At 71.4% G+C, this 22634-nt stretch carries 24 protein-coding genes; 10 read left to right on the forward strand and 14 right to left on the reverse strand.

All coding sequences use genetic code 11. The features are described 5' to 3' along the window. Positions 1–18: 18 nt before the first annotated feature. The 11 genes from KA711_06995 to KA711_07045 form a co-directional block, all read right to left on the reverse strand. Positions 19–1161, reverse strand: a complete 1143-nt coding sequence (locus KA711_06995) for an acyl-CoA dehydrogenase family protein (GenBank protein MCM0608727.1) — start codon at positions 1159–1161, stop codon at positions 19–21. A 7-nt stretch (positions 1162–1168) separates the two neighbouring features. After that, entirely contained in the window at positions 1169–1840 is a 672-nt protein-coding gene (locus KA711_07000; GenBank protein MCM0608728.1) for an SDR family oxidoreductase, read from the reverse strand. A 67-nt stretch (positions 1841–1907) separates the two neighbouring features. Then, positions 1908–3104, reverse strand: a complete 1197-nt coding sequence (locus KA711_07005) for an acetyl-CoA C-acyltransferase (protein MCM0608729.1) — start codon at positions 3102–3104, stop codon at positions 1908–1910. Between the two features lie 30 nt (positions 3105–3134). Further along, positions 3135–4910, reverse strand: a complete 1776-nt coding sequence (gene aceK / locus KA711_07010; GenBank protein ID MCM0608730.1) for a bifunctional isocitrate dehydrogenase kinase/phosphatase — start codon at positions 4908–4910, stop codon at positions 3135–3137. A 28-nt stretch (positions 4911–4938) separates the two neighbouring features. Continuing rightward, positions 4939–5700, reverse strand: coding sequence for a carbonate dehydratase (can, locus tag KA711_07015; protein MCM0608731.1), 762 nt, complete (start codon positions 5698–5700; stop codon positions 4939–4941). A gap of 3 nt (positions 5701–5703) precedes the next feature. Continuing rightward, positions 5704–6261 carry a GNAT family N-acetyltransferase gene (locus tag KA711_07020; protein ID MCM0608732.1) on the reverse strand — a complete coding sequence of 186 codons (558 nt, stop codon included), beginning with the start codon at positions 6259–6261 and terminating at the stop codon, positions 5704–5706. Next, positions 6258–7439 (reverse strand): isovaleryl-CoA dehydrogenase, encoded by a 1182-nt coding sequence (locus KA711_07025; GenBank protein MCM0608733.1) that lies wholly within the window; start codon positions 7437–7439, stop codon positions 6258–6260. The genes KA711_07020 and KA711_07025 overlap by 4 nt, the downstream gene beginning before the upstream one ends. Continuing rightward, entirely contained in the window at positions 7436–7870 is a 435-nt protein-coding gene (locus KA711_07030; protein ID MCM0608734.1) for a MerR family DNA-binding transcriptional regulator, read from the reverse strand. The genes KA711_07025 and KA711_07030 overlap by 4 nt, the downstream gene beginning before the upstream one ends. Before the next feature lie 46 nt (positions 7871–7916). After that, on the reverse strand, positions 7917–8384 hold the full coding sequence (locus KA711_07035; GenBank protein MCM0608735.1) for a DUF494 domain-containing protein: 468 nt from the start codon (positions 8382–8384) through the stop codon (positions 7917–7919). 20 nt (positions 8385–8404) lie between these two features. Then, complete coding sequence (gene dprA, locus KA711_07040) at positions 8405–9517, reverse strand: DNA-processing protein DprA (GenBank protein MCM0608736.1); 1113 nt, start codon at positions 9515–9517, stop codon at positions 8405–8407. Positions 9518–9543: 26 nt separating this feature from the next. Further along, a complete protein-coding gene (locus KA711_07045; protein MCM0608737.1) occupies positions 9544–10668 on the reverse strand; it encodes a LysM peptidoglycan-binding domain-containing protein in 1125 nt (374 codons plus the stop codon). 335 nt (positions 10669–11003) lie between these two features. Here KA711_07045 and def point away from each other — a divergent pair, with 335 nt between their 5' ends. The 7 genes from def (at position 11004) to KA711_07080 (ending at position 16180) form a co-directional block, all read left to right on the forward strand. Then, complete coding sequence (gene def / locus KA711_07050; GenBank protein MCM0608738.1) at positions 11004–11522, forward strand: peptide deformylase; 519 nt, start codon at positions 11004–11006, stop codon at positions 11520–11522. A gap of 13 nt (positions 11523–11535) precedes the next feature. Next, positions 11536–12501, forward strand: a complete 966-nt coding sequence (gene fmt / locus KA711_07055) for a methionyl-tRNA formyltransferase (GenBank protein MCM0608739.1) — start codon at positions 11536–11538, stop codon at positions 12499–12501. Next, entirely contained in the window at positions 12498–12872 is a 375-nt protein-coding gene (locus KA711_07060; protein MCM0608740.1) for a hypothetical protein, read from the forward strand. The genes fmt and KA711_07060 overlap by 4 nt, the downstream gene beginning before the upstream one ends. A gap of 121 nt (positions 12873–12993) precedes the next feature. Next, on the forward strand, positions 12994–13749 hold the full coding sequence (locus tag KA711_07065; GenBank protein ID MCM0608741.1) for a DUF2807 domain-containing protein: 756 nt from the start codon (positions 12994–12996) through the stop codon (positions 13747–13749). 114 nt (positions 13750–13863) lie between these two features. Then, a complete protein-coding gene (locus tag KA711_07070) occupies positions 13864–14547 on the forward strand; it encodes an AzlC family ABC transporter permease (GenBank protein ID MCM0608742.1) in 684 nt (227 codons plus the stop codon). Beyond that, entirely contained in the window at positions 14544–14885 is a 342-nt protein-coding gene (locus tag KA711_07075) for an AzlD domain-containing protein (GenBank protein MCM0608743.1), read from the forward strand. The genes KA711_07070 and KA711_07075 overlap by 4 nt, the downstream gene beginning before the upstream one ends. 101 nt (positions 14886–14986) lie before the next feature. Then, positions 14987–16180, forward strand: coding sequence for a phosphoglycerate kinase (locus tag KA711_07080; protein MCM0608744.1), 1194 nt, complete (start codon positions 14987–14989; stop codon positions 16178–16180). Between the two features lie 7 nt (positions 16181–16187). Here KA711_07080 and KA711_07085 read toward each other — a convergent pair whose 3' ends face one another. After that, the gene (locus tag KA711_07085) at positions 16188–17198 is read right to left on the reverse strand and encodes a hypothetical protein (protein ID MCM0608745.1); all 1011 of its coding nucleotides are present in this window, start codon (positions 17196–17198) and stop codon (positions 16188–16190) included. A gap of 174 nt (positions 17199–17372) precedes the next feature. Between KA711_07085 and pyk the strand changes: the two genes are divergently transcribed. Next, positions 17373–18803, forward strand: a complete 1431-nt coding sequence (gene pyk, locus KA711_07090) for a pyruvate kinase (protein MCM0608746.1) — start codon at positions 17373–17375, stop codon at positions 18801–18803. Between the two features lie 287 nt (positions 18804–19090). On the opposite strand, the gene KA711_07095 is transcribed toward pyk, so the two are convergent. Further along, positions 19091–20116, reverse strand: a complete 1026-nt coding sequence (locus tag KA711_07095; protein ID MCM0608747.1) for an ATP-binding protein — start codon at positions 20114–20116, stop codon at positions 19091–19093. A gap of 194 nt (positions 20117–20310) precedes the next feature. On the opposite strand from KA711_07095, the gene fba reads away from it, so the two are divergent. Further along, the gene (fba, locus tag KA711_07100) at positions 20311–21375 is read left to right on the forward strand and encodes a fructose-bisphosphate aldolase class II (protein ID MCM0608748.1); all 1065 of its coding nucleotides are present in this window, start codon (positions 20311–20313) and stop codon (positions 21373–21375) included. Between the two features lie 8 nt (positions 21376–21383). Beyond that, positions 21384–21662: a cupin domain-containing protein gene (locus KA711_07105; protein ID MCM0608749.1), complete on the forward strand. Its 279-nt coding sequence runs from the start codon at positions 21384–21386 to the stop codon at positions 21660–21662. A gap of 24 nt (positions 21663–21686) precedes the next feature. Here the strand turns inward: KA711_07105 and KA711_07110 are convergent, their stop codons facing one another. Beyond that, positions 21687–22607: a carbohydrate kinase family protein gene (locus tag KA711_07110; protein ID MCM0608750.1), complete on the reverse strand. Its 921-nt coding sequence runs from the start codon at positions 22605–22607 to the stop codon at positions 21687–21689. Positions 22608–22634: the final 27 nt, after the last annotated feature.

Genomic DNA, 22634 nt, shown 5'->3' on the forward strand with positions numbered 1-22634 from the left:
AGCGTGGGCCGAAATCGCTCAGGCCAGCGCGCGCCCGATGAGGATCTTCTGCACCTCGCTCGTGCCCTCGTAGATCTGGCACACGCGCACGTCGCGGTAGATGCGCTCGACGGGGAAGTCGCTCACGTAGCCGTAGCCGCCGTGCACCTGGATGGCATCGGAGCACACGCGCTCGGCCATCTCGCTGGCGAAGAGCTTGGCCATGGCGGCCTCCTTCAGGCAGGGGCGGCCGGCGTCCTTGAGCGCCGCGGCGTGGTGGATCATCTGACGCGCACACTCGATCTGCGTGGCCATCTCGGCCAGCTTGAACTGCACCGCCTGGTGCTGGAAGATGGGCTGACCGAAGCTCACGCGGTCCTTGGCGTAGGCCAGCGCCGCCTCGAAGGCCGCGCGCGCCATGCCCACGGCCTGGCTGGCGATGCCGATGCGGCCGCCCTCCAGCCCGCTGAGCGCGATCTTCAGGCCCTGGCCTTCCTCGCCCAGCCGGTTGGCCGCCGGGATGCGGCAGTTCTCGAAGCGGATCTGCGCCGTGTCGCTGGCGTGCTGGCCCAGCTTGTCCTCGAGCCGCGCCACGACGTAGCCCGGCGTCGAGGTCGGCACCAGGAAAGCGCTGATGCCCTTCTTGCCGGCGGCCTTGTCGGTGACGGCCATGACGATGGCGACGTCGCCGTGCCGGCCACTGGTGATGAACTGCTTGACGCCGTCGAGCACGTACTCGTCGCCCGCGTCACCGCGGACACGGCGGGCGGTGGTGCGCAGGCCACCGGCCTCGGAGCCCACGTGCGGCTCGGTCAGGCAGAAGGCGCCGAGCATCTCGCCGCGGGCCAACGGCACCAGGAAGCGCTGCTGCTGCTCGGCGTTGCCGAAGGCCAGCAGGATGGAACACACGGGGCAGTTGTTGACGCTGACGATGGTGCTGGTGGCGCCGTCGCCGGCAGCGATCTCCTCCAGGATGATCGCCAGCGCCAGGTAGTCCAGGCCTGCGCCGCCGAGCTCGGCCGGCACGGCAACGCCGTAGCAGCCGAGCTGCGCCAGACCGCGCAGAGCCTCCTTCGGAAAAGTGTGGCCGCGGTCCCAGGCCGCGGCGTGCGGCGCGACCTCAGCCCGCACGAAGGCGCGCACGGCGTCCTGCACGGCGAGGTGGTCTTCGGAGAGCAGCATGTCGGTGTCACCAGGCCAGGGGCTGGCCGTCGTGGTTGAAGAAGCCCCCGTTGTCGGCGGGGGTCAGGGCGGCGAGCGTGCGGCGCATCGTTGCCACGCTCTCGGCCACGTCAAGGTCGGCCTCGGCGCCGCCCATGTCGGTGCGCACCCAGCCCGGGTGCAGGGCCACGCACAGCGCGCGGCCGTCCAGGGCCAGCGAGGCGTCCTTGAGCACCGAGTTGAGCGCCGCCTTGCTGGCGCGGTACAGCCAGCCCGACGGGTTGGCGCGCAGGCCCATCGAGCCCATGCGCGAGGAGATGACCGCCAGCCGCGCCCCTGGCGCCAGTGCTTCGGCCAACAGCGGCAGCACGCGCATGGCGCCCAGCACGTTGGTGTGCATGACGGCGTCGAACTCGGCCTGGCTCGGGGTCTGCAGGCCGCTGCTGCGCGGGCCGAAGACCCCGGCGTTGAGGATGGCGGTGTCGAAGGCCTCGCCGTCGAGCGGCCAGGCCAGCGCGCTGGTGCCGGCCACGCTGGCCACGTCCACACGCAGGGCCCGGGCGCCCAAGGCCCGGATGTGCGCCAGGCCCTCGTCGCTGCGCGCGGTGGCCGTCACACGCGCACCGGCCTCGCGGTACTGGCGCACGAACTCCAGACCGATGCCGCGCGAGGCCCCCACGATCAACACTTCTTGCGTCATGCCTGCACCGGACCTTCCTTCTGCACGTCGCCAGGGGCTCCGCGGGTGCGCCTGGCCAGCCCCGCCATCAAAGCATCTCCACGGCCATCGCCGTGGCCTCGCCGCCGCCGATGCACAGCGCCGCGACGCCGCGCTTCAAGCCGCGCTTCCTGAGCGCGCCCATCAGCGTGACGACGATGCGCGCGCCGCTGGCGCCGATGGGGTGACCCAGGGCGCAGGCGCCGCCGTGCACGTTGACGATCTCGTGCGGCAGCTTGAACTCCGCCATCGCCGCCATCGTGACGGCGGCGAAGGCCTCGTTCACCTCCCAGAGGTTGACGCTCTTGGCGTCCCAGCCGGCTTTCTTGAGCGCCTTCTCGATGGCACCGGCCGGCGCGGTGGAAAACCACTCCGGCGCCTGCGCATGCACGGCGTGGCTGACGATGCGCGCCAGCGGCTGCAGGCCCAGCTGCCGCGCCGTGCTCTCGCGCACCATCACCAGGGCGGCAGCACCGTCGCTGATGCTGCTGGCGTTGGCGGCCGTGATCGTGCCGTCTTTCTTGAACGCGGGCTTGAGCGTGGGGATCTTGTCGAGCTTGGCCTTGAAGGGCTGCTCGTCGTGCTTCACCAGGGTCTCGCCGCCCTTGCCCGGCAGCGCAACGGGGGCGATCTCCCAGTCGAAGCTGCCGTCCTCGTTGGCGGCCCGGGCCCGCGTGGTGCTGGCGATGGCGTAGGCGTCCTGCGCCTCGCGCGTGAAGCCGTACTTCGCGGCGCAGCTCTCGGCGAACACGCCCATGGCCTTGCCGCCCCCATCAGCCAAACGTTCATAGGCGTCTTCGAGGCCGTCCCGCGCCATGTGGTCGAACAGCTGCGCAGCACCGTACTTCACGCCCTTGCGCGCGAACATCAGGTGCGGCGCGTTGGTCATGCTCTCCATGCCGCCGGCCACCACCACCTGCGCACTGCCGGCGGCCAGCATGTCGTGGGCGAACATCATCGCGCGCATGCCGCTGCCGCACATCTTGCTGAGCGTGACAGCGCCGGCGCTCTGCGGCAGCCCGGCCTTCAAGGCCGCCTGGCGTGCCGGCGCCTGGCCCTGGCCGGCCATCAGGCAGTTGCCCAGCAGCACCTCGTCCACCGCGTCGCCGGGCACACCGGCCCGCTCGACCGCGGCCTTCACGGCGACGGCGCCCAGCTCCCAGGCCGCGAGGCCGGCGAAGTCTCCCAGCAGGCCGCCGATGGGCGTGCGGGCGGCGGCGACGATGACGATGGGGTCGGTGGGCATGGTGGACTCCTCGGAGAAGGTGGAACGGGGTCAGGCGGTGGCGCGGCTGGAGAAGCGCTTACCGGGGTCATAAGGAAACACGTCGTGCACGTGCCCGGCCAGGATGCGCTCCTTGCAGCCCTGCCAGAACGCGGCGTCGAGCAGATCGGCGTGGTGGGCCATGAAGATGTCGCGCACCTGCGGATTGCCCAGCAGGAAGGGGCCGAAGGTCTCGGGGAAGACGTCCCCCTTGTTGACGGCGTACCAGACTTCGCCGGAGAGCTCGTCCTCCTCGTGGCGCGCCGCCGGCACGCGGCGGAAGTTGCAGTCGGTGAGGTACTCGATCTCGTCGTAGTCGTAGAACACCACCTTGCCGTGGCGCGTGACGCCGAAGTTCTTCCAGAGCATGTCGCCGGGGAAGATGTTCGCGGCCACCAGGTCCTTGATCGCGTTGCCGTACTCCACCACCGCGTGCGCCAGCTGCTCGGGGCCGGCCTCCTGCAGATAGATGTTCAGCGGGATCATGCGGCGTTCGATGTACACGTGCTTGAGGATCAGCTCGGTCTGGCCGTCGCCGTCGCGGTCGGAGATCTCCAGCACGCTGGGGCAGAACTTCTTCAGCTCCTCCACCAGCTCGTCCTCGAAGCGCGCCCGCGGAAAGGCGACGTTGCTGAACTCCAGCGTGTCGGCCATGCGGCCGACCCGGTCGTGCTGCTTCACGAGCAGATACTTGCTCTGGATGAGCTCGCGCGTGGTGTCCTTCTGCGGCGGGTAGTAATCCTTGATGACCTTGAAGACGTAGGGAAACGAAGGCAGGTCGAACACCAGCATCACCATGCCCTTGATGCCCGGCGCGATGCGGAACCTGTCGGAGCTGTGGCGCTGGTGCGCCATGAAATCGCGGTAGAAGAGGTTCTTGCCGTGCTTCTGCAGGCCCAGCGCGTTGTACAGCTCGTGGCGGGGCTTGCGCGGCATCAGCGAGCGCAGGAACTGCACCGTGGCGCTGGGCACCTCCATGTCGACCATGAAGTACGCGCGCGCGTAGCTGAAGATCATCAGCAGGTCGTCTTCGCCAAAGAGGGCCGCGTCGATGACGAGGCGACTGTCGCTGCCGCGCAGGATGGGCAGCGCCAACGGCGTCTCGTGGAAGCCGTTGATGATCTTGCCCACCAGGTAGGCGCCCTTGTTCCGGTAGAACAGGCTGGCCAGCACCTGGATCTGGAAGTTGGCGCGCGGCCGGAATCCGCCGAGCTCGCCGAGCATGGCCTGCACGACATGGTCGACGTCGCGGTCCAGGTCCTGAAATCCGCCCTCAAGCTGCAGGTTGGTGATGATGCGGCGCCAGGTGTCGTGCAGCGTCTCGCGCGTGGGGTAGTAGGCGCGGTAGGTGGGCAGCGAGCCTGGCGCGTCGTCCTCGATGTACTCGGTGCTGACGGCCGGGCGCACGAAGATGAAGTCGTTGTGGAAATAGCTGCGGTGCAGCAGCTTGGCCGTGACGGAGTTGAAGAAGGTCTCGGCCAGCTCGGGCTGGTGATGATCGACCAGCAGGCCGATGTAGTGCAGCTTGGCCTGCTGCCAGGTGTCCATGCCGACCTCCTCGACCGCGAGCTCGCCGCGCAGCCGCTGCACCGCCTCGTCGACGCGCTGGTCGTAGAACGCGATGCGCTCGGCCTGCGCACGCTGCTGGCTGTGCCAGTCGGCCTTTTCGAAGCGGCCCTTGGCGGCGGCGCTGGTGGCCCGGAACAGGCGGTAGTGGCGGTCGAAGCCGTCGACCAGGGCCTGGGCGATGTCGAAGGCGTGGCGGTCGGTCAGCTGGTGGGGGAACATCGTGCGGGCATCCTGATGGCAGCGGCTTTCACAGGGCCGCCGGGGGTACCCGGAGCGGCGCGGCCAGGTCGAGTGCCGTCTCGGCCACTGGCGGCAGCGGCGGCACCGGCAGGGTTCCGGCGGACGCGGCGGCAATGTGGCGCGTGCGCAGCGCCGCCAGCGCCGCGGCATAGACCAGCTCGGCCTCCGCGGCGCTGCGCACCGTCATCGCCAGGTCCTGCAGCAGGCCGTCGTGCAGGCCGTACACCCAGCCATGCACCACGACACGCTGCCCGCGCGCCCAGGCGTCCTGAACCACGGTGGTCTCGCAGACGTTGAGCGCCTGCTCCAGCACGTTCAGCTCGCAGAGCGCCCGCAGCCGCGACTCGTCGCCGGGCAGCGCAGCGAGCAGATCGCGGTGCTTGCCGCGCACGTCGGCCACGTGGCGCAGCCAGTTGTCCACCAGACCGGCGCGGCGACCGTGCAGCACCGCGGCCACACCGCCGCAGCCGTAGTGGCCCACCACCATGACGTGCTGCACGTGCAACTGGTCCACCGCGTACTGCATCACCGACAGCGCGTTCAGGTCGCTGTGCACCACCACGTTGGCGACGTTGCGGTGCACGAACACGTCACCGGGCAGCAGGCCGAGGATTTCGTTCGCCGGCACGCGGCTGTCGGCACAGCCGATCCACAGGTACTGCGGCTCCTGCTGCGCCAGCAGGCTGGTGAAGAAGCCCGGCCGCTCTCGCTCCACGCCCTCGGCCCAGCGACGGTTCTTCTCCAGCAGGTCGCGCAGGCGGTAGGGCATCGCTCAGGATTCGCGGTAGCAGGCCCACAGGTAGCGGTCGATCAACCGACCCTGCTTGTAGGCGCTGCGAGGCTGCACCGACTCCAGGCGCATGCCGGCTTTCTCGGCCACGCGCATCGAGCGCAGATTGCCAGCGTGGATGGGCGCAAAGATGCGGTGCACGGACGGCAGCTGCCAGCAGCGGCCGATCAGCCAGCACGCGGCCGCCGCGGCCACGCCCTGCCCCCACTGCGCAGGCGCCAGCCACCAACCCACCTCGACATTGCAGCGCTGGAAGCCGGTCTGCGGGTGCAGCCCGGCGCCGCCCCAGGGCTCGTCGTCCAGGCAGATGGCCAGGGCCTGCGCGCCGCGATCCCGGCCGACGTGCTGGCCCTCGTTCACCCACCACCGCGCGTCGGCCTCGGTGTAGGGCATGGGCCAGGTGTCGCTCATCCACGACGCGATCGCCGGGTCGTCGGCCAGGGCCGCCAGGCGCGGGACGTCGGCCTCGCGCCAAGCGCGAATCGTCCATCCGGGCGGCCCCGGCAAGGGTTGCGCAGCCAGCGGCGCGACGGTGCTCACGCCGTTTCCGCGAACAGTTCGCGCCCGATCAGCATGCGGCGGATCTCGCTGGTGCCGGCGCCGATCTCGTAGAGCTTGGCGTCTCGCCACAGGCGGCCCAGCGGATAGTCGTTGATGTAGCCGTTGCCGCCGAAGATCTGGATGCCCTCGCCGGCCATCCAGGTGGCCTTCTCGGCGCACCACAGGATGACGCTGGCGCAGTCCTTGCGCACCTGGCGCACATGCTCGGCGCCGAGGCTGTCGAGGTTCTTGCCCACCGTGTAGCAGAAGGCGCGCGCGGCCTGCAGCACGGTGTACATGTCGGCCACCTTGCCCTGGATGAGCTGGAACTCGCCGATGCTCTGGCCGAACTGCTTGCGGTCGTGGATGTAGGGCACCACGTTGTCCATCACGGCCTGCATGATGCCGATGGGCCCGGCGGCGAGCACCGCACGCTCGTAGTCCAGGCCACTCATCAGCACGCGGGCGCCGCCGCCCAGCTGGCCGAGGATGTTCTCCGCCGGCACCTCGACGTCGGCGAACACCATCTCGCCGGTGTGCGAGCCGCGCATCCCGAGCTTGTCGAGCTTCTGCGCCGTCGAAAAGCCCTTCATGCCCTTCTCGACGATGAAGGCCGTAACGCCCCGCGCGCCGAGTTCGGGCTCGGTCTTCGTGTAGACCACCATCACATCGGCATCGGGGCCGTTGGTGATCCACATCTTGGTGCCGTTGAGCACGTACACGCCGCCGCGTTCCACCGCGCGCAGCTTCATGCTGATGACGTCGGAGCCGGCGCCGGGCTCGCTCATCGCCAGCGCGCCCACGTGTTCGCCGCTGATGAGCCGGGGCAGGTAGCGGCGCTTCTGGGCCTCGGTGCCGTTGCGCTTGATCTGGTTGACGCACAGGTTGCTGTGTGCGCCATAGCTCAGGCCCACGCTGGCGCTGGCCCGGCTGATCTCCTCCATCGCCACCATGTGCGCGAGGTAGCCCATGTCGGCGCCGCCGTAGGCCTCGGGCACGGTGATGCCGAGCACGCCGAGCTCGCCCATCTTGCGCCACAGGTCCATGGGGAAACGGTCGCTGGCGTCGATCTCGGCCGCGCGCGGCGCGATTTCGGCCTCGGCGAAGGCGCGCACGGCATCGCGCAGCGCGTCGATGTCGTCGCCGAGCATGAAGTTCAGGCCGGGTAGCGTGTTCATGAGGGTCTCCGGGAGGCGTTGCTGTCACCGGCGGCGGCGCGCCTGGGGCCGGCGGCCAGCAGCGTGCGGCAGCGCTGCTCGTGCTGATCGATCTCGGCCAGCGTGACCTCGATGTCCACGCGCTGGCGCTCCAGCAGCCGCCGGTGTTCGGCCAGCACGGCGATGAAGGCCTCGAGTTGCTGGTGGCTGCCGCTGTCGGCATCGTAGAGCTCGACGAGCTGCTTGATCTCCTGCAGGCTGAGCCCCAGCCGCTTGCCGCGCAGCGTGAGCTTCAACCGGGTGCGGTCGCCGGCGCTGTAGACACGCTGGCGGCCGGCCCGCTGCGGCCTCAGCAGGCCCCAGTCCTCGTAGAAGCGGATGGCACGCGCTGTCACGTCGAACTCGGCAGCCAGCTCGGCGATGGTGTAGGTGCGGGCACCGGGGGCGGACATCTCGGAGGATCGACGCAGAGTCGATGTCAGCGCCGTCCGCCGCCGCTCAGTGGATGACGCGGTCTTCGGAATCGACGAACAGTTCGTCGAGCACCAGCGCATCGGGCTCCTCACCCAGGCTCCAGAACACCATGAGCACGATGATCTTCAGGTCGTCGAGCTCGATGCGGCCGCTGCCCACGGCCAGCGCGCGGTCGATCACCATCTCGCGCATCGCCGGGGCCATGACGCCGGCGCTCTCGAGGAAGCTGATGAAGCCGATCGACTCCTCGCCCAGCACCTCGTGCTCGTGCGCGGTGTAGACGCGCAGGCTGCCGGCCCGGGGCTGCAGGCGCGCAGGACCTGCGGTGCCGCCCTCGGCCGTGTGGGCCAGGCCATCGAGCCACTTGAGCGCGTCGTTGATCTCTTCAGCCTCGAAACCGACGGCGCTCAGCTTGCGGGACAGCTGCCGAGGTTCCGGGCAGGCGTCGGGGCGCCAGTAGTTCTCGTAGAGGTAGACCAGCACGTCGAACATGCGAACCACTATAGCGCGGTTCAGCCGCTGTCCAGGCGTTGGTAAAGGCCTCCGGGCAGCCGCGCGACGCGGCCTTCGAGTTCCAGCTCCAGCAGCCGGGCTGACAGCAGCGCGGCGCTGTCGCCGGTGCGCGCCAGCAGGGCGTCGAGCGTCACCGGGTCGTGCCCCAGCGCAGCCAGCAGCGGGTCGGCGTTGTCGCCGGCCGGCGGCTCGTCGTCGGCCTTGGCCCCGCCCAGTGGCAGCGCGCGCTGGCCGCGCAACTCCTCGACGATGTCCTCGGCCGTCTCCACCAGCTTGGCGCCCTGGCGGATGAGCGCGTGGCAACCGCGGGCCTGCGGCGAGTGGATCGAGCCGGGGATGGCGAACACCTCACGCCCGGCCTCGCTGGCCAGGCGCGCCGTGATCAGCGAGCCCGAGGCCAGCGCGGCCTCCACCACCAGCGTGCCCTGCGCCAGGCCGGCGATGATGCGGTTGCGTTCCGGGAAGTGCTCGCGCAGCGGCAGCTCGCCGGGCGCGTACTCGCTCACCAGGGCGCCTGCCGCGGCGATGCGGTGGGCCAGTGCGCGGTGGCGCGCCGGGAACACGCGGTCCAGGCCCGTGCCCACCACGGCGACCGTGCCGCCCCCGCCGGGCGCCGCGAGAGCGCCCTCGTGGGCCGCCGCGTCGATGCCCAGTGCCAAGCCCGAGACGATGCACCAGCCTTGTCCGGCCAGGGCGCCAGCGAAGGCGCGCGCGTTCGCCAGGCCCTGCGGCGTGGCGCCGCGGCTGCCCACCATGGCCAGCGCCGGTCGCCGCAGCACGGCGGGATCGCCCTGCACATACAGCAGCAGCGGTGGGTCGGCGGTCTGCAGCAGCGGTGGCGGGAAGCGAGGGTCGCCGAGGGTGAGCACGTGCCGATCGGCGCCGCCCGCCAGCCACGCGCGGGTGAGCGCCAGGCGTGCCTCGGTCTGGTCTGAAGGACTGCGCAGGGCCTGTGCCACGGCCTCGCCGGCGAGTTGCCGCAGCGTGGCCAGCGGCGTGGCCAGCACGGCCTCGGGGCTGCCGCAGGCGGCGATCAGCCGGCGCGCCGTCCGGCGGCCGACACCGGGCGCGGCCAGCAACCGGAACCAGGCATCGAACTCGTTCGCATCCATGCCGGCGCGCTGCGTGGCAGTGGGTGTCAGGGCTGGGTGAACCGGTCCCCGGTGCGTACGGGTTCCTGCACGTTCAGCACCAGTGCGTACGAGACGCGGTCGAACACGCGGAACACGAACATCAGGCCGTGGCGCTCATCGGGCAGCCGCAGCGGCGCCTGGTCGGCCGAGGTGCGGTCGACCAGGCTGCGGCCGGTTCTCAAGACGGCCAGGACATGGCCGCGCTCGATGCCGTCGCGCTGGCCGCGGTTGATGGTGACGGTGTGGTTCTGGCCGGCACGCACGCCGTCACCGTAGAGCGAGACGATGCGGCCGTCCACCGGCTGGGCTGGCGGGCGCGGCACGTAGGCCACCGGTTCCTGTTGCGGCACCGGGCTGAGCCGGTCGCCGACCCCGGCCTCGATGCGCGTGCTGGTGATGCGGAACGTGGCCGGCACCAGCGCCGCCTGGCCGTCGACCACGGTGTTTCCACCGGAGCGAGCCAGCTCGGCGGTGCCGACGTAGCGGCCCTCGAAGCCCAGCACCTCGCGCGTGCCGGGGTCGAGCAGCGGCCGCAGCTCGCGGAACAGGCGGAAATCGCGCGCGCCCTGCAGTTCGCCGCGCACGTAGGCGGTCTCGCCGCGCGAGACCATCACGCGACCCTCCTGCGCCGCGACCACCCGCGGTGCGCTGTCGAGCTCGTTGCGGTCGAACACCATCGCCTCGTTCAGGAAGGGCGCAATCAGGTTCAACGGGATTGCCGCGATGGCGCCGTTGGCGAGCCCTTCGGAGCGCACCCGAGGCGACAGCCGAACGGTGCGCAGGGGCTCGCTGGCGCCGCCGCCGCCGGCCAGTCGCAGCCGCGCCATCCCATCGATCACTTCAAGCACCAGCACCTGGCCGGGATAGATGAGGTGCGGGTTGCGGATCTGCTCAAGGTTCATGCCCCACAGCTCGGGCCAGCGCCAGGGCGAGCTCAGGAACAGGGCCGAGAGGCCCCAGAGCGTGTCGCCCGGGCGCACAGTGTGCGCGTCCGGGGCATTGGGCGCCAGCGCCGACAGCGGCACGCCGGCCGAGGCCACACGCTGGGCCGTGTCTCGCCATCCGGGCAGCACCGCCAGGCGGCTTGGCTCGGCCCTGGCAGCGCCGGCGGCCGTCGCCAAGCCTGCCATGCGGGCGGCCTGCAGCAGGATTCGGCGGCGGGGCACGGAGGTGGGTTCGGTCACGCTGCAGATCTCCGGACGGCGTTCGGGGCGGTGCCAGAATGGGGTCCCTCGCAGCGGGCCGGCCCAGGTCGGGACGCTCGTGGCGAAAGAGCGGCGACAATCTTCGCCCGGTCCAGAAGATTCTGCCCCTGAACCCTTGACGCCGCAAACGAAGTGGGCGTCGACTCTGGCGCAGAACGACGGTTTTCGAACGCTTGGCGTAGCCTTCTTTCGACAGCTTTTGCGACCCGTTTCGTCGCCCCCATCTGACTCCCGCCAAAGCTTGCGACGCCCGCCCTGCCATGGCCCGACTCCCGATCCTGCGCTATCCCGATCCCCGCTTGCATACCGTGGCCCGCCCTGTGGCCGCGGTGGACGACCGCATCCGCGCCCTGGTCGCCGACATGTTGGAGACCATGTACGCCGAAAGCGGCGTCGGCCTGGCGGCCACCCAGGTGGACGTGCACGAGCGCGTGATCGTGATGGACACCTCCGACTCGCGCGACCGGCCGATGGTGTTGATCAATCCCGAGATCGTCTGGGTCAGCGACGAGCGGGCGCTCGCCGAGGAGGGCTGCCTGTCGGTGCCCCAGGTCTACGACAAGATCGAGCGCCACGCCCGTGTGAAGGTGCAGGCGCTGGACCGCGAGGGCCAGCCCTTCGAGATGGACGCCGAGGGTCTGAGCGCGGTGTGCGTGCAGCACGAGCTGGATCACCTGCGCGGCAAGGTGTTCGTGGAGTACTTGAGCCTGCTCAAGCGCGACCGCATCCGCACCCGGCTGCTCAAGCGCAGCCGTGACGAGCAGCGCGCTCGCAACTGAGCGCGACCCCGCCATGCGCATCGCCTTTGCCGGCACGCCCGAGTTCGCCCGCGTGGCGATGGAGGCTCTTCACGCGGCGGGGCACGAGATGGTGCGCGTGCTCACCCAGCCCGACCGCCCGGCAGGCCGCGGCATGAAGCTGCAGCCCTCGCCGGTGAAGCAGTTCGCCCTCGCCCACGGCCTGCCGCTGGCGCAGCCGCGCAGCCTGCGCCTGGATGGCCGGTTTCCCGACGAAGCCGAGGCCGCCCGCGCGATGCTGGTGGCCGACGCGCCCGAGTTGTTGGTGGTTGCGGCCTACGGCCTGATCCTGCCGAGCTGGGTGCTGGCGCTGCCGCCCCGAGGCTGCCTCAACATCCACGGCTCGCTGCTGCCGCGCTGGCGCGGCGCCGCGCCGATCCAGCGCGCCATCGAAGCCGGCGACGACGAGACCGGCATCACGCTGATGCAGATGGACGAAGGCCTGGACACCGGCGCGATGCGGCTGCACGAAGTCACGCCGATCACAGCTGCTGACACTGCGGCGACGCTGCACGACCGCTTGGCCGCGATCGGCGCACGCCTGGTGGTGATGGCACTGGAGCGACTCCAGGCCGGCACGCTGCCGTCGATTCCTCAGCCGGCCGAGGGCGCCACCTATGCGCACAAGGTCGACAAGGCCGAGGCTGCGCTCGACTGGGCGCAGCCGGCGGCCGCGCTGGAGCGGCGCATCCGCGCCTTCGACCCGGCGCCCGGCTGCAGGGCGGCGGTGGCCGGCGTGCCGCTGAAGCTGTGGCGCGCCAGGGTATGCCCCGGCCCGGCCGGGGCGCCGCCGGGGCAGCGCCTGGATGCGGGCCGCGGCCGGCTCGTCGTGGCCTGCGGCGAGGGCGCGCTCGAGCTGCTCGAGGTCCAGGCAGCCGGCAGCCGCCGCGTGTCCGCCGCCGGCTGGCTGCGCGGCGTTGACTCAAGCCCGGCCGCTGCGGCGCCGATAACCGAGCCATGAAACGCGTCGCCGGACCTGCCCTGGCTCGCCTGCTGCTGGCCGCGCCGCTGCTGCTGGTCGGCTGCGACTGGCTGGGCATCGAGTCGCCCGATCAGATCGCCGCCAAGCGCGAGGCCGACGGCCGTGCCATCGGTGCCGGCTGCCGGCACGCCGCGCGTTCGGTGGAAACCTGCTACGAACTGAACAAGCGCGCCGACCGGGCGGCCATCTTCGCCGGCTGGAAGGAGATGCACGAGTACATGGCCGAGAACAAGATCGAGGCCGCGCCGCCGCCGGCCGCCGACGACGAGGCCGACGGCGAGCCGGTCCGCAAATCGGCCGGCCAGCCGGCGGGCGACGGCGAGAAAGTCGCCGCCAAGCCCGGCTCCTGAGAGCCTGGCTTCGCCGCAACCGCATCCGGTCGCGCCGGCCGGCATTTCGTCGCAGCGGCGCTGTGCCGCCGTGCCCCGTCAGGGCAAGATGGGCCTCCATCGACATCCCGGAGGCCCCGACATGACCACTGCCATCCCCCGCCGTCGCCTGCTCCGCGCCGGCCTGCCCCTGCTGCTGGGCGTCGCAGCGTTTCTGCCGCTGGCCGCACAAGCGCAGCGGCTGGAGGGCAGCGGCCGCATCGGCACCGAGACGCGGCCGCTGCCGGCCTTCCAGGGCGTGGCGCTGGCCGGCGCCATCGACCTCGTGGTGCGCCAGGGGACCCCCCAGGTGGTGGAGGTCCAGGCCGACGACAACCTGCTGCCCTACCTGGAGACCGAGGTCACCGGCAGCGGCGCTGACGCCCGGCTGCAGGTGCGCTGGAAACGCGGCACATCGATCTACAACAGCCGCACGGTGCGCGTCAGCGTCACGGTGCCGCTGCTCACTTCGCTGGCCGCCTCGGGCTCCGGCGACATGCTGGTGGAAGCCTTCGAGACCCCGTCGCTGGCGATCCGCATCTCGGGCTCCAGCGACACGCGCTTGCGCCAGCTCACGACCGGCGAGCTGCAGGTGTCGATTGCGGGCAGCGGCGACGTCGTCGGCGCCGGCAGGGCCACGAAGCTGAAGATCGGCGTCTCCGGCAGCGGCGACGTGCAGTTGCGCGAGCTGAAGGCCGAGGAGGTGTCGATCAACATCGCCGGCAGCGGCGACGCCGCCGTGCACGCCGACAAATCGCTGGAGGTGCGCATCGCCGGCAGCGGCGACGTCGTCTACACGGGCAACCCGGCCACCGTGAGCACCAAGGTCGCCGGCAGCGGCAGCGTCAACAAGCGCTGACCCGGTGCGGGGCGCCGCTGAGGGGACAATCGGCGGGTGTCCGAGACCCCTCCCACCCTGCGCGGCCCCGCCCCCCTGTGGCGCCACCCCGAGTTCGCGCACGGCGCGCGCGACATGCTGAGCACCGCCATGGGCATCGCCGCCTGGGGTCTGATCACGGGCGTGGCCATGGGCAACAGCGGGCTGCCCATGCCCTTGATGCTGATGATGTCGCTGCTGGTGTTCGCCGGCAGCGCACAGCTGGCGACGCTGCCGCTGCTGATGAGCGGCGCGCCGGTGCTGGTGGTGTGGGCCACGGCGCTGTGTGTCAACCTGCGTTTCGTGATCTTCTCGGCGCAGTGGCGGCCTTACCTCGTGGTCCTCGGGCGCAAGAAGCGGCTGGCGCTGTCCTACCTGATGGCCGACCTCAACTACGTGTTGTTCATGCGCCGCTTCCCCGAGCCCAAGCCGGCGCCGGAGCAGCTGCCTTATCTGCTGGGTGGCGCCACCATCAACTGGCTGAGCTGGCAGGTGCCGTCGATCATCGGACTGGTCTTTGCCGACAGCGTGCCGGCACACTGGGGCATCGGCTTCGCCGGCACGCTGGCGCTGCTGGGGGTGGGGCTGTCGCTGGTGTCCGACCGCTACACGGCAGTGGCCGGGCTGGTCGCCGGCTGCGCCGCGGTGGCGGCCTACGCGCTGCCGCTGAAGCTCAACATCCTCGTGGCCATTGCCGCTGCCGTGGCCATGGGCGTGCTGATGGACCACGCCGCGCCGCGCAAGGCCGCGCTGGCCACACCCGCGGAGCCGCGCCGGTGAACGCTGCGGACGCGTGGCTCACGGGCTTGGCCATCGCGGGCCTGGCGGCCATCACCTTCCTCACGCGCGGCTTCTTCCTCATCCCCGATCGCGAGTGGCCGCTGCCGGCGTGGCTGCGCGAGGGCCTGCGCTACGCGCCGCTGGCGGCGCTGGCCGCCGTGGTGGTGCCCGAGATCGTCAGCACGCAGGGTCGTTTCGTCGACACCTGGGCCGACGCGCGGCTGTGGGGCGCGGCGGCCGGCGCGGCCTGGTACTTCTGGCGTCGCGACATCCTGGGCACCATCGTCTGCGGCATGGCCGTTTATCTGCCGCTGCGGCTCGGGCTGGGCTGGGCGTGATCGGGCCACGCTCTCACCCGACAGCCTCCTAGAATCCGTGGCCGACATCGGCGTCGGCTCGCGGCCCCTCGGCTCGGCGGCGTCCGCCGGAGACCTGATCCATGAACGTGCTTCGACTCGCCGACCTGGTGGCCGCCGGCCGGGTCCGGGGCCAGCGGGTGTTCATCCGCGCCGACCTCAACGTGCCGCAGGACGACGCCGGCCACATCACCGAGGACACCCGCATCCGCGCCAGCGTGCCCGCCATCCGCATGGCGCTGGACGCCGGGGCCGCGGTGATGGTCACCAGCCATCTCGGCCGGCCCACCGAGGGCGAATTCAGGCCCGAGGACAGCCTGGCGCCGGTGGCCGAGCGGCTGTCGGCCTTGCTGGCCCGCCCGGTGCCGCTGGTGTCGAACTGGGTCGATGGCGTGGCCGTGCAGCCGGGGCAGGTGGTGCTGCTCGAGAACTGCCGCCTCAACAAGGGCGAGAAGAAGAACGACGAAGCCCTGGCGCGGAAGATGGCCGCGCTGTGCGACATCTTCGTGCACGATGCCTTCGGCACCGCGCACCGCGCCGAGGCCAGCACCTACGGCATCGCGGAGTTCGCCAAGGTCGCCTGCGCCGGCCCGCTGCTGGCGGCCGAGATCGACGCCGTCACGCGCGCGCTGGCCGCGCCCAAGCGGCCGCTGCTGGCCATCGTGGCCGGCAGCAAGGTGAGCACCAAGCTCACGATCCTGAAGAGCCTGGCCGAGAAGGTCGACGGCCTCATCGTCGGCGGTGGCATCGCCAACACCTTCATGCTGGCGGCGGGCCTGCCCATCGGCAAGAGCCTGGCCGAGCCTGACCTGGTGGACGAGGCCCGCGCCGTGATCGCCGCGATGAAGGCGCGCGGCGCTGCGGTGCCCATCCCGACCGACGTGGTGGTGGCGCGCGAGTTCAAGGCCGACGCCCAGGCCACCGTGAAGAAGGCCTCTGAAGTGGCGCCCGAGGACATGATCCTCGACATCGGCCCCGAGACCGCGGCCGTGCTGTCGGCGCAGATCGCCGGTGCCGGCACCGTGGTGTGGAACGGCCCGGTGGGCGTGTTCGAGTTCGAGGCCTTCAGCCATGGCACCGAGGCCATCGCGCGCGCCGTCGCGGCCAGCGGCGCCTTCAGCATCGCCGGCGGCGGCGACACACTGGCCGCGATCGCAAAGTACGGCATCGAGCGCCAGGTGAGCTACATCAGCACCGGCGGCGGCGCCTTCCTTGAGGTGCTGGAGGGCAAAACGCTGCCGGCGTTCGAGATCCTGGCGCGGCGCGCCGCGGGCTGAGCCCGGCTCAGCGCACCGCCGCGTCCAGGAAGCCGGCGATGCGCCCGAGCGCCCCGCCTTGCCAGGCCAGCCGGTCGAAGCCTGCTGGGTCGTAGGCCGGGTCGATGCCGTTGGCCGGCAGCGGCCCGGTGCCGGCCTGGAACGATGCGAAGTGGCCGGCTCCCTTGTCGACGTGGCACTGCACCCGCGGCAGCCCGCACAGCGTGAGCGCGTGGTGGCGCGCGGCCAGCACCTCGTCGCGGCCCGCGGCCTCCACCCACACCGGCGCGCGCAGCGCCTGCAGCGAGGCCGGCTGCAGCGGCACCACCAGCGGCGTGGCCACCACGGCGGCGGCGATGCGGCGGTCCGTCACCTCCGCCGGCACGGCCTGCTGCATCGTGGCCGCCGCGTCGGCGCTGCGCCGGCCGCCCAGGCCGCACATCACGGCGTCGTCGACGAGCCCCGTGCCGCCCGGTGAGCACCAGGCCACCGCGCGCGCCGGATCGGACCGCGCCCCCACCAGCGCCAGCACCGAGTGGCCGCCGGCCGAGTGGCCGAAGGCGGCGATGCGCGTGGGGTCGATGCGTTCGCGCCAGCGCGGATCGGCCAGCAGCTGATCGAGCACACGGCTGAGCTGCCGGGCGCGCTTCTCGAAGAAGTCGGGGCGGGTGATGCCGGAGCGGTCCTGGAAGTGGTCGGCCGTCTGCCGCAGCGTGAGCACGAGCCAGCCTCGCTCGGCCATGCCCTGCGCCAGCCAGGCATGGCCCAGCTCGTGGCCACCGGTGCCGTGCGACACCAGCAGCAGCGGGCGTCGGCCCTCGCTCGGTGGCGCATCCACGGCAACCTGCAGCGCGAACGGGCCCATGCGCTGCGGCTGCGAGGGCGTGGCCGTGGGGTACCAGACCAGCGCCAGCACGGCCGCGGCCGGGTCGACGCCGTCGAGGCGTTGCACGCCCACCTGGGCATGGGCGAAGAAGGGCAGGAGCGCGGCGGTCAAAAGGGCGGCGGCGCGACGAAGGGCGATCAAGGGGTGTGTCATGGACCGCAGCGTGCGCCGCCGACACCGGCCGCGCCACGCTGGCGTGACGGCCGGATGCCCGGCGTCGCGAAGCCGCGGCCCGGCAGCGCGAAACCGCGCTGAAACTTCGCGTGCGCGGCCGACACCCATAATCGGCGCGCCCTGCCGCAAGGCCGCCTTCCGAAGAGCCGACCCATGACCCGCGCCACCAAGATCGTCGCCACCCTCGGCCCGGCCTCCAGCGACCCCGCCGTGCTCGAGAAGCTGCTGATCGCCGGGGTCGACGTGGTGCGGCTGAACTTCAGCCACGGTAAGGCCCAGGACCACATCGACCGCGCCAACCTCGTGCGCGCGGTGGCCGACAAGGTGGGCAAGACGGTGGCGCTGATGGCCGACCTGCAGGGCCCGAAGATCCGCGTCGGCAAGTTCGCCGACGGCAAGGTGATGCTGGAGCCGGGCGCAGCCTTCGTGCTGGACGCGCAGCGCACCGAGCCCGGCGACCTCACCGCCGTCGGCCTGGACTACAAGGAGCTGCCGCGCGACGTGCGGCCCGGCGACACGCTGCTGCTCAACGACGGCCTCATCAAGCTGCAGGTCGAGGCCGTGCGCGGCGAGCAGGTGCACACGCGCGTGGTGCTGGGCGGCGAACTCAGCAACAACAAGGGCATCAACAAGGCCGGCGGCGGCCTGACGGCGCCTGCGCTCACGGCCAAGGACATGGAGGACATCAAGACCGCGATGGCCTTCCAGTGCGAGTACCTGGCGGTGAGCTTCCCGAAAAACGCCACCGACATGGAGATGGCGCGCCAGCTGGCCTACGTGGCTGGCGAGGCGACGCGGCACAAGCCGGCGATGATCGCCAAGATCGAGCGCAGCGAGGCGATTCCGCAGCTCGAGGCCATCCTGCGTGCCAGCGACGGCATCATGGTGGCGCGCGGCGACCTCGCCGTGGAGGTGGGCAACGCGGCCGTGCCGGCCTTGCAAAAGCGCATGATCCGCATGGCCCGCGAGATGGACAAGGTGGCCATCACCGCCACACAGATGATGGAGAGCATGATCCTCGCGCCGGTGCCCACGCGCGCCGAGGTGAGCGACGTGGCCAATGCGGTGCTCGACGGCACGGACGCGGTGATGCTCAGCGCCGAGACGGCGGCCGGCAAGTTCCCGGTCGAGACGGTGGAGCAGATGCACCAGATTGCGCTCGAGGCCGAGCGCGCGGAAGACATCTCCATCGAGACCGACTTCACCAACAAGAAGTTCGGCCGCATCGACCAGAGCATCGCGATGGGGGCGCTCTTCACCGCCCACCACCTGGGCTGCAAGGCCATCATCGCGCTCACCGAAAGCGGCAGCACGGCGCTGTGGATGAGCCGGCACAACATCAAGGTGCCCATCTTCGGCCTGACCTCACAACCCGCGAGCCAGCGCCGCATGGCGCTGTACCGCAACGTGCGGCCGATGCTGATGCCCAAGATGAGCGACCGCGACGCGGCGCTGGCGCAGGCCGAGCGGCTGCTGGTGGAGCGCGGCGTGCTCAAGCCGGGGGATACCTATGCCATCACCTGCGGCGAGCCGATGGGCTACCCCGGTGGTACCAACATGCTGAAGGTGTGCCAGGTGGGCTGAAGGCCCACCCGCCGCGGCAGCGGCGCGCGGCGCCCGCCGCGGGGCGCAGCTCGGCGCAGCCAAGGTGTGCCAGGTGGGCTGAAGGCCCACCCGCCGCGGCAGCGGCGCGCGGCGCCCGCCGCGGGGCGCAGCTCGGCGCAGCCAAGGTGTGCCAGGTGGGCTGAAGGCCTGGCTGGGGTTGAACACTCCGTTCGGGCTGAGCTTGTCGAAGCCCTGGGCGGAGCGAAGGCGCTTCGACAGGCTCAGCGCGAACGGGTTGTTCCCGGGCAAGCAGGTCCGCCGCGCCCTCACGCCGCGGGCCGCACCGCCTCGATCATTGCCGCCACCGGCGCAGCGGCACCCACGGGTTGCAGCCGCAGCGCCGGATGCCGGCGCCCGATCACACGGAACAGCTCGTCTGCGAAGCCGTGACCGATGTGCTCGAAGCCCGTGAAGTCCAGCTCGGCCGTGGCAAAGCGATCCAGCCGCTCGGCCACCCGGCGGGCCTCGGCGCGCGAGCTGAGTTGCCGGGCGCCGGGCGCGGCCAGCAGCGCCAGCGGCACCCGCGTGCGCTCGAAGCCCAGGCCCTGGCCGCTGGCGCTGTGTGCCAACAGCACCTGATCCAGCGTGCGCGGGGTGTCCAGCGCGATGGCGAGGTAGATGCTGGTGCCGGCCTTGGTGGCCGGCCGCTGGGCGTGCCAGTGGCCGCCGTCCCAGCCCCGGCGCTGGAACGCGGCCGCGTTGGCGTGCAGGTCGAACACATCGGCCAGCTGCGGGGTGAAGAACAGGCCGTGGCCGCAGTGGCGATCGGGGTCGCTGGTGAGCTTGCCCTTGGCGAGTTCCAGCATGGCCACCGCCGGTTCGTCGAGCGCGAAGTGCTCGGCCAGGCGGCGGAACAGGCCCACGCCGTCGTCCGACACCAGCAGCTGCAGCTGCAGCGGCGTCTGGCGCATCGACACCGTGACGTGGGTGCCGCCGCTGTGGTCGACGGCGTTGTTCAGCAGCTCGGTGAAGGCGTGCTGCGCCATCGCCTGCACCGCCGCCGGAAGCGCAAAGCAGGGCGCGAAGTCGCGCCGCCAGGGGACGTCTTCCTGCAGCCCGGCCAGCGCGTAGCGGCTGACCACCTGGCGCAGCGCGCCGGGCGCGTAGCGGGGGGCTCTCGGCGTGCCGCTGGCCACCAGCCACTGCAGCGCCTGAAGCCGCTTGAGCAGCGCGCCGGCCCGGCGGCGGCTGATCTGCAGGCGCTGCATCAGGTGCGCCGGCAGCCCGTCGCCGTGCTGCACGGCCGCGGCGGTGATCCAGCGGGTGATGGAGGCGGTGTCGATGCGGGCCATGGTGTGCGGGCGCTTGCAGCGGTGAGGTGGGGCGGCCAGTGTCGGCGCAGCGGGGCCATGGCCTGAGCGCGAACAGCGGCACGGAAGCCCGCCATTTCCCGTTTGGGGGCGGCACCTAGAATTCCCGCCGTTACCGCGTGGTGACGGCCGGGCCGGCTGCGCGCCGCATTCGCAAACCCACTCGGAGTTCCGCCATGCCCCTCGTTTCCATGCGCCAGCTGCTCGACCATGCCGCCGAGCACGGCTACGGCATCCCGGCCTACAACGTGAACAACCTCGAGCAGGTGCAGGCGGTGATGCAGGCGGCGCACGAGGTGGGCGCGCCGGTCATCCTGCAGGCCAGCGCCGGGGCCCGCAAGTACGCCGGGGAGCCCTTCATCAAGCACCTGATCCAGGCTGCCACCGAGGCCTGGCCGCACATTCCGCTGGTGATGCACCAGGACCACGGCACCAGCCCCAAGGTCTGCCAGGGCGCCATCGACCTGGGCTTCGGTTCGGTGATGATGGATGGCTCGCTGATGGAAGACGGCAAGACGCCGGCCAGCTTCGACTACAACGTGCAGGTCACGCGCAAGGTGGTCGACCTGGCGCACGCCGTGGGCGTGACGGTGGAGGGCGAGCTCGGCTGCCTGGGCAACCTGGAAACCGGCGACGCGGGCGAGGAAGACGGCATCGGTGCCGAGGGCAAGCTCGACCACAGCCAGATGCTGACCGACCCCGAGGAGGCCGCCGTGTTCGTGAAGGCCACGCAACTCGATGCGCTGGCCATTGCCATCGGCACCAGCCACGGTGCCTACAAGTTCAGCCGCAAACCCACGGGCGACATCCTCGCCATCGGCCGCGTGAAGGAGATCCACCGGCGCATCCCGAACACCCATCTGGTGATGCACGGCAGCTCCAGCGTGCCGCCGGAGCTGCTGGCCGTCATCAACCAGCACGGCGGCAAGATGAAGGAGACCTTCGGCGTGCCGATCGAGGAGATCCAGGAAGCCATCAAGCACGGCGTGCGCAAGATCAACATCGACACCGACATCCGCCTGGCGATGACCGGCGCGGTGCGCAAGTTCATGGCCGAGAACCCCGACAAGTTCGACGCCCGCGAGTGGCTCAAGCCCGCGCGCGAGGCCGCCTACCGGGTGTGCCGCGACCGCTACGTGCAGTTCGGCTGCGAGGGGCAGGCCGCGAAGATCCAGCCGCGCACGCTGGTGCAGGTGGCGGCCGACTACGCCAGCGGCCGGCTGGCGCAGGTGGTGCAGTGAGCGCGCCGCTGCCCTCGTTCGAGGCTTTCCGGGCCGAGTGGCTGGCGCAGGGCTACAGCGAGGTGCTGGCGCGTGAGTGGGCACCCGGCCAGGTGGTGCCGGAGCACCGCCACCCCTTCGACGTGCAGGCGCTGGTGGTGCGGGGCGGCCTGGTGCTGGATTGCACCGGCGAGCAGCGCACGCTGCAGGCCGGCGACCGCTTCGGGCTCGCGGCCGACGTGCCGCACACCGAGACGTACGGCCCCGAAGGTGCCACCTTCTGGGTGGCGCGCCGCACCCCGCGCTGAGCCCGCACCGAGCCCGCATTGGGCTCAGACCTCGCCGACGATGGCGGGGTCGATGGCGTGGTTCTGCGGGCCGCGCTCGGCGATCTTCAGCGCGCCCAGGCGGTTGCCCAGGGCGGCACAGCGCTCCAGCCGCCAACCCCGCTCCAGGCCGTAGAGCAGACCGGCCCGGAAGGCGTCGCCACAGCCGGTGGGGTCGAGTGCGCGCGCGGCCTTCACGCCCGGCACGGCGATGCGCTCGCCCCGGACCCACAGCTCGCAGCCGTGCTCGGCCAGCGTCACGATCACGCCCTCGATGTGGGGCAGGCGCGAGATGGTCTCGGGCGTCCAGCCGGTGCGCTCCTGCAGCATCCGCCCTTCGTAGTCGTTCACCGCCACCCAGCGCGCCAGCCCGATGATCTCGCGGTGCTCGTCGCCGTTGAACTGCGGCAGCTGCTGGCCAGGGTCGAAGACAAACGGGATGCCGGCCTCCGCCATCTGGTGCGCGTGCTCCCACATCGCGTCGCGACCGTCGGGAGCGATGATGCCGATGGCGATGTCGCCGCGCTCGTGGCGGCCGGGCACCCGCATCTGATGGGCGTGGCTCATCGCGCCCGGGTGGAAGGCGGTGATCTGGTTGTTGTCGCGGTCGGTCGTGATGTGGCACTGCGCCGTGTGCAGCACGGTGTCGCGGTGGATCAGGCGGGTGTCGGCACCCCAGCCGGCCACGCGCGCCAGGTACTCGCCGCCGTCCACGCCCACCGCGGCCAGGATGAGCGGCTGGCCGCCGATGGCCTGCAGGTTGTAGGCGATGTTGCCGGCGCAGCCGCCCCACTCGCGCCGCAGCGTGGGCACCAGGAAGCTCACATTCAGGATGTGCACCTGCTCCGGCAGGATCTGCTCGGCGAAGCGCCCCGGGAAGGTGGTAATCGTGTCGAAGGCGAGGGAACCGCAGATGAGCGCGGGCATGGACAGGCTCCGGGGTGGGGTGGCGCA

Origin of the sequence: Ideonella sp. WA131b, assembly GCA_023657425.1 — a bacterium.
Classification (GTDB): domain Bacteria; phylum Pseudomonadota; class Gammaproteobacteria; order Burkholderiales; family Burkholderiaceae_C; genus Rubrivivax.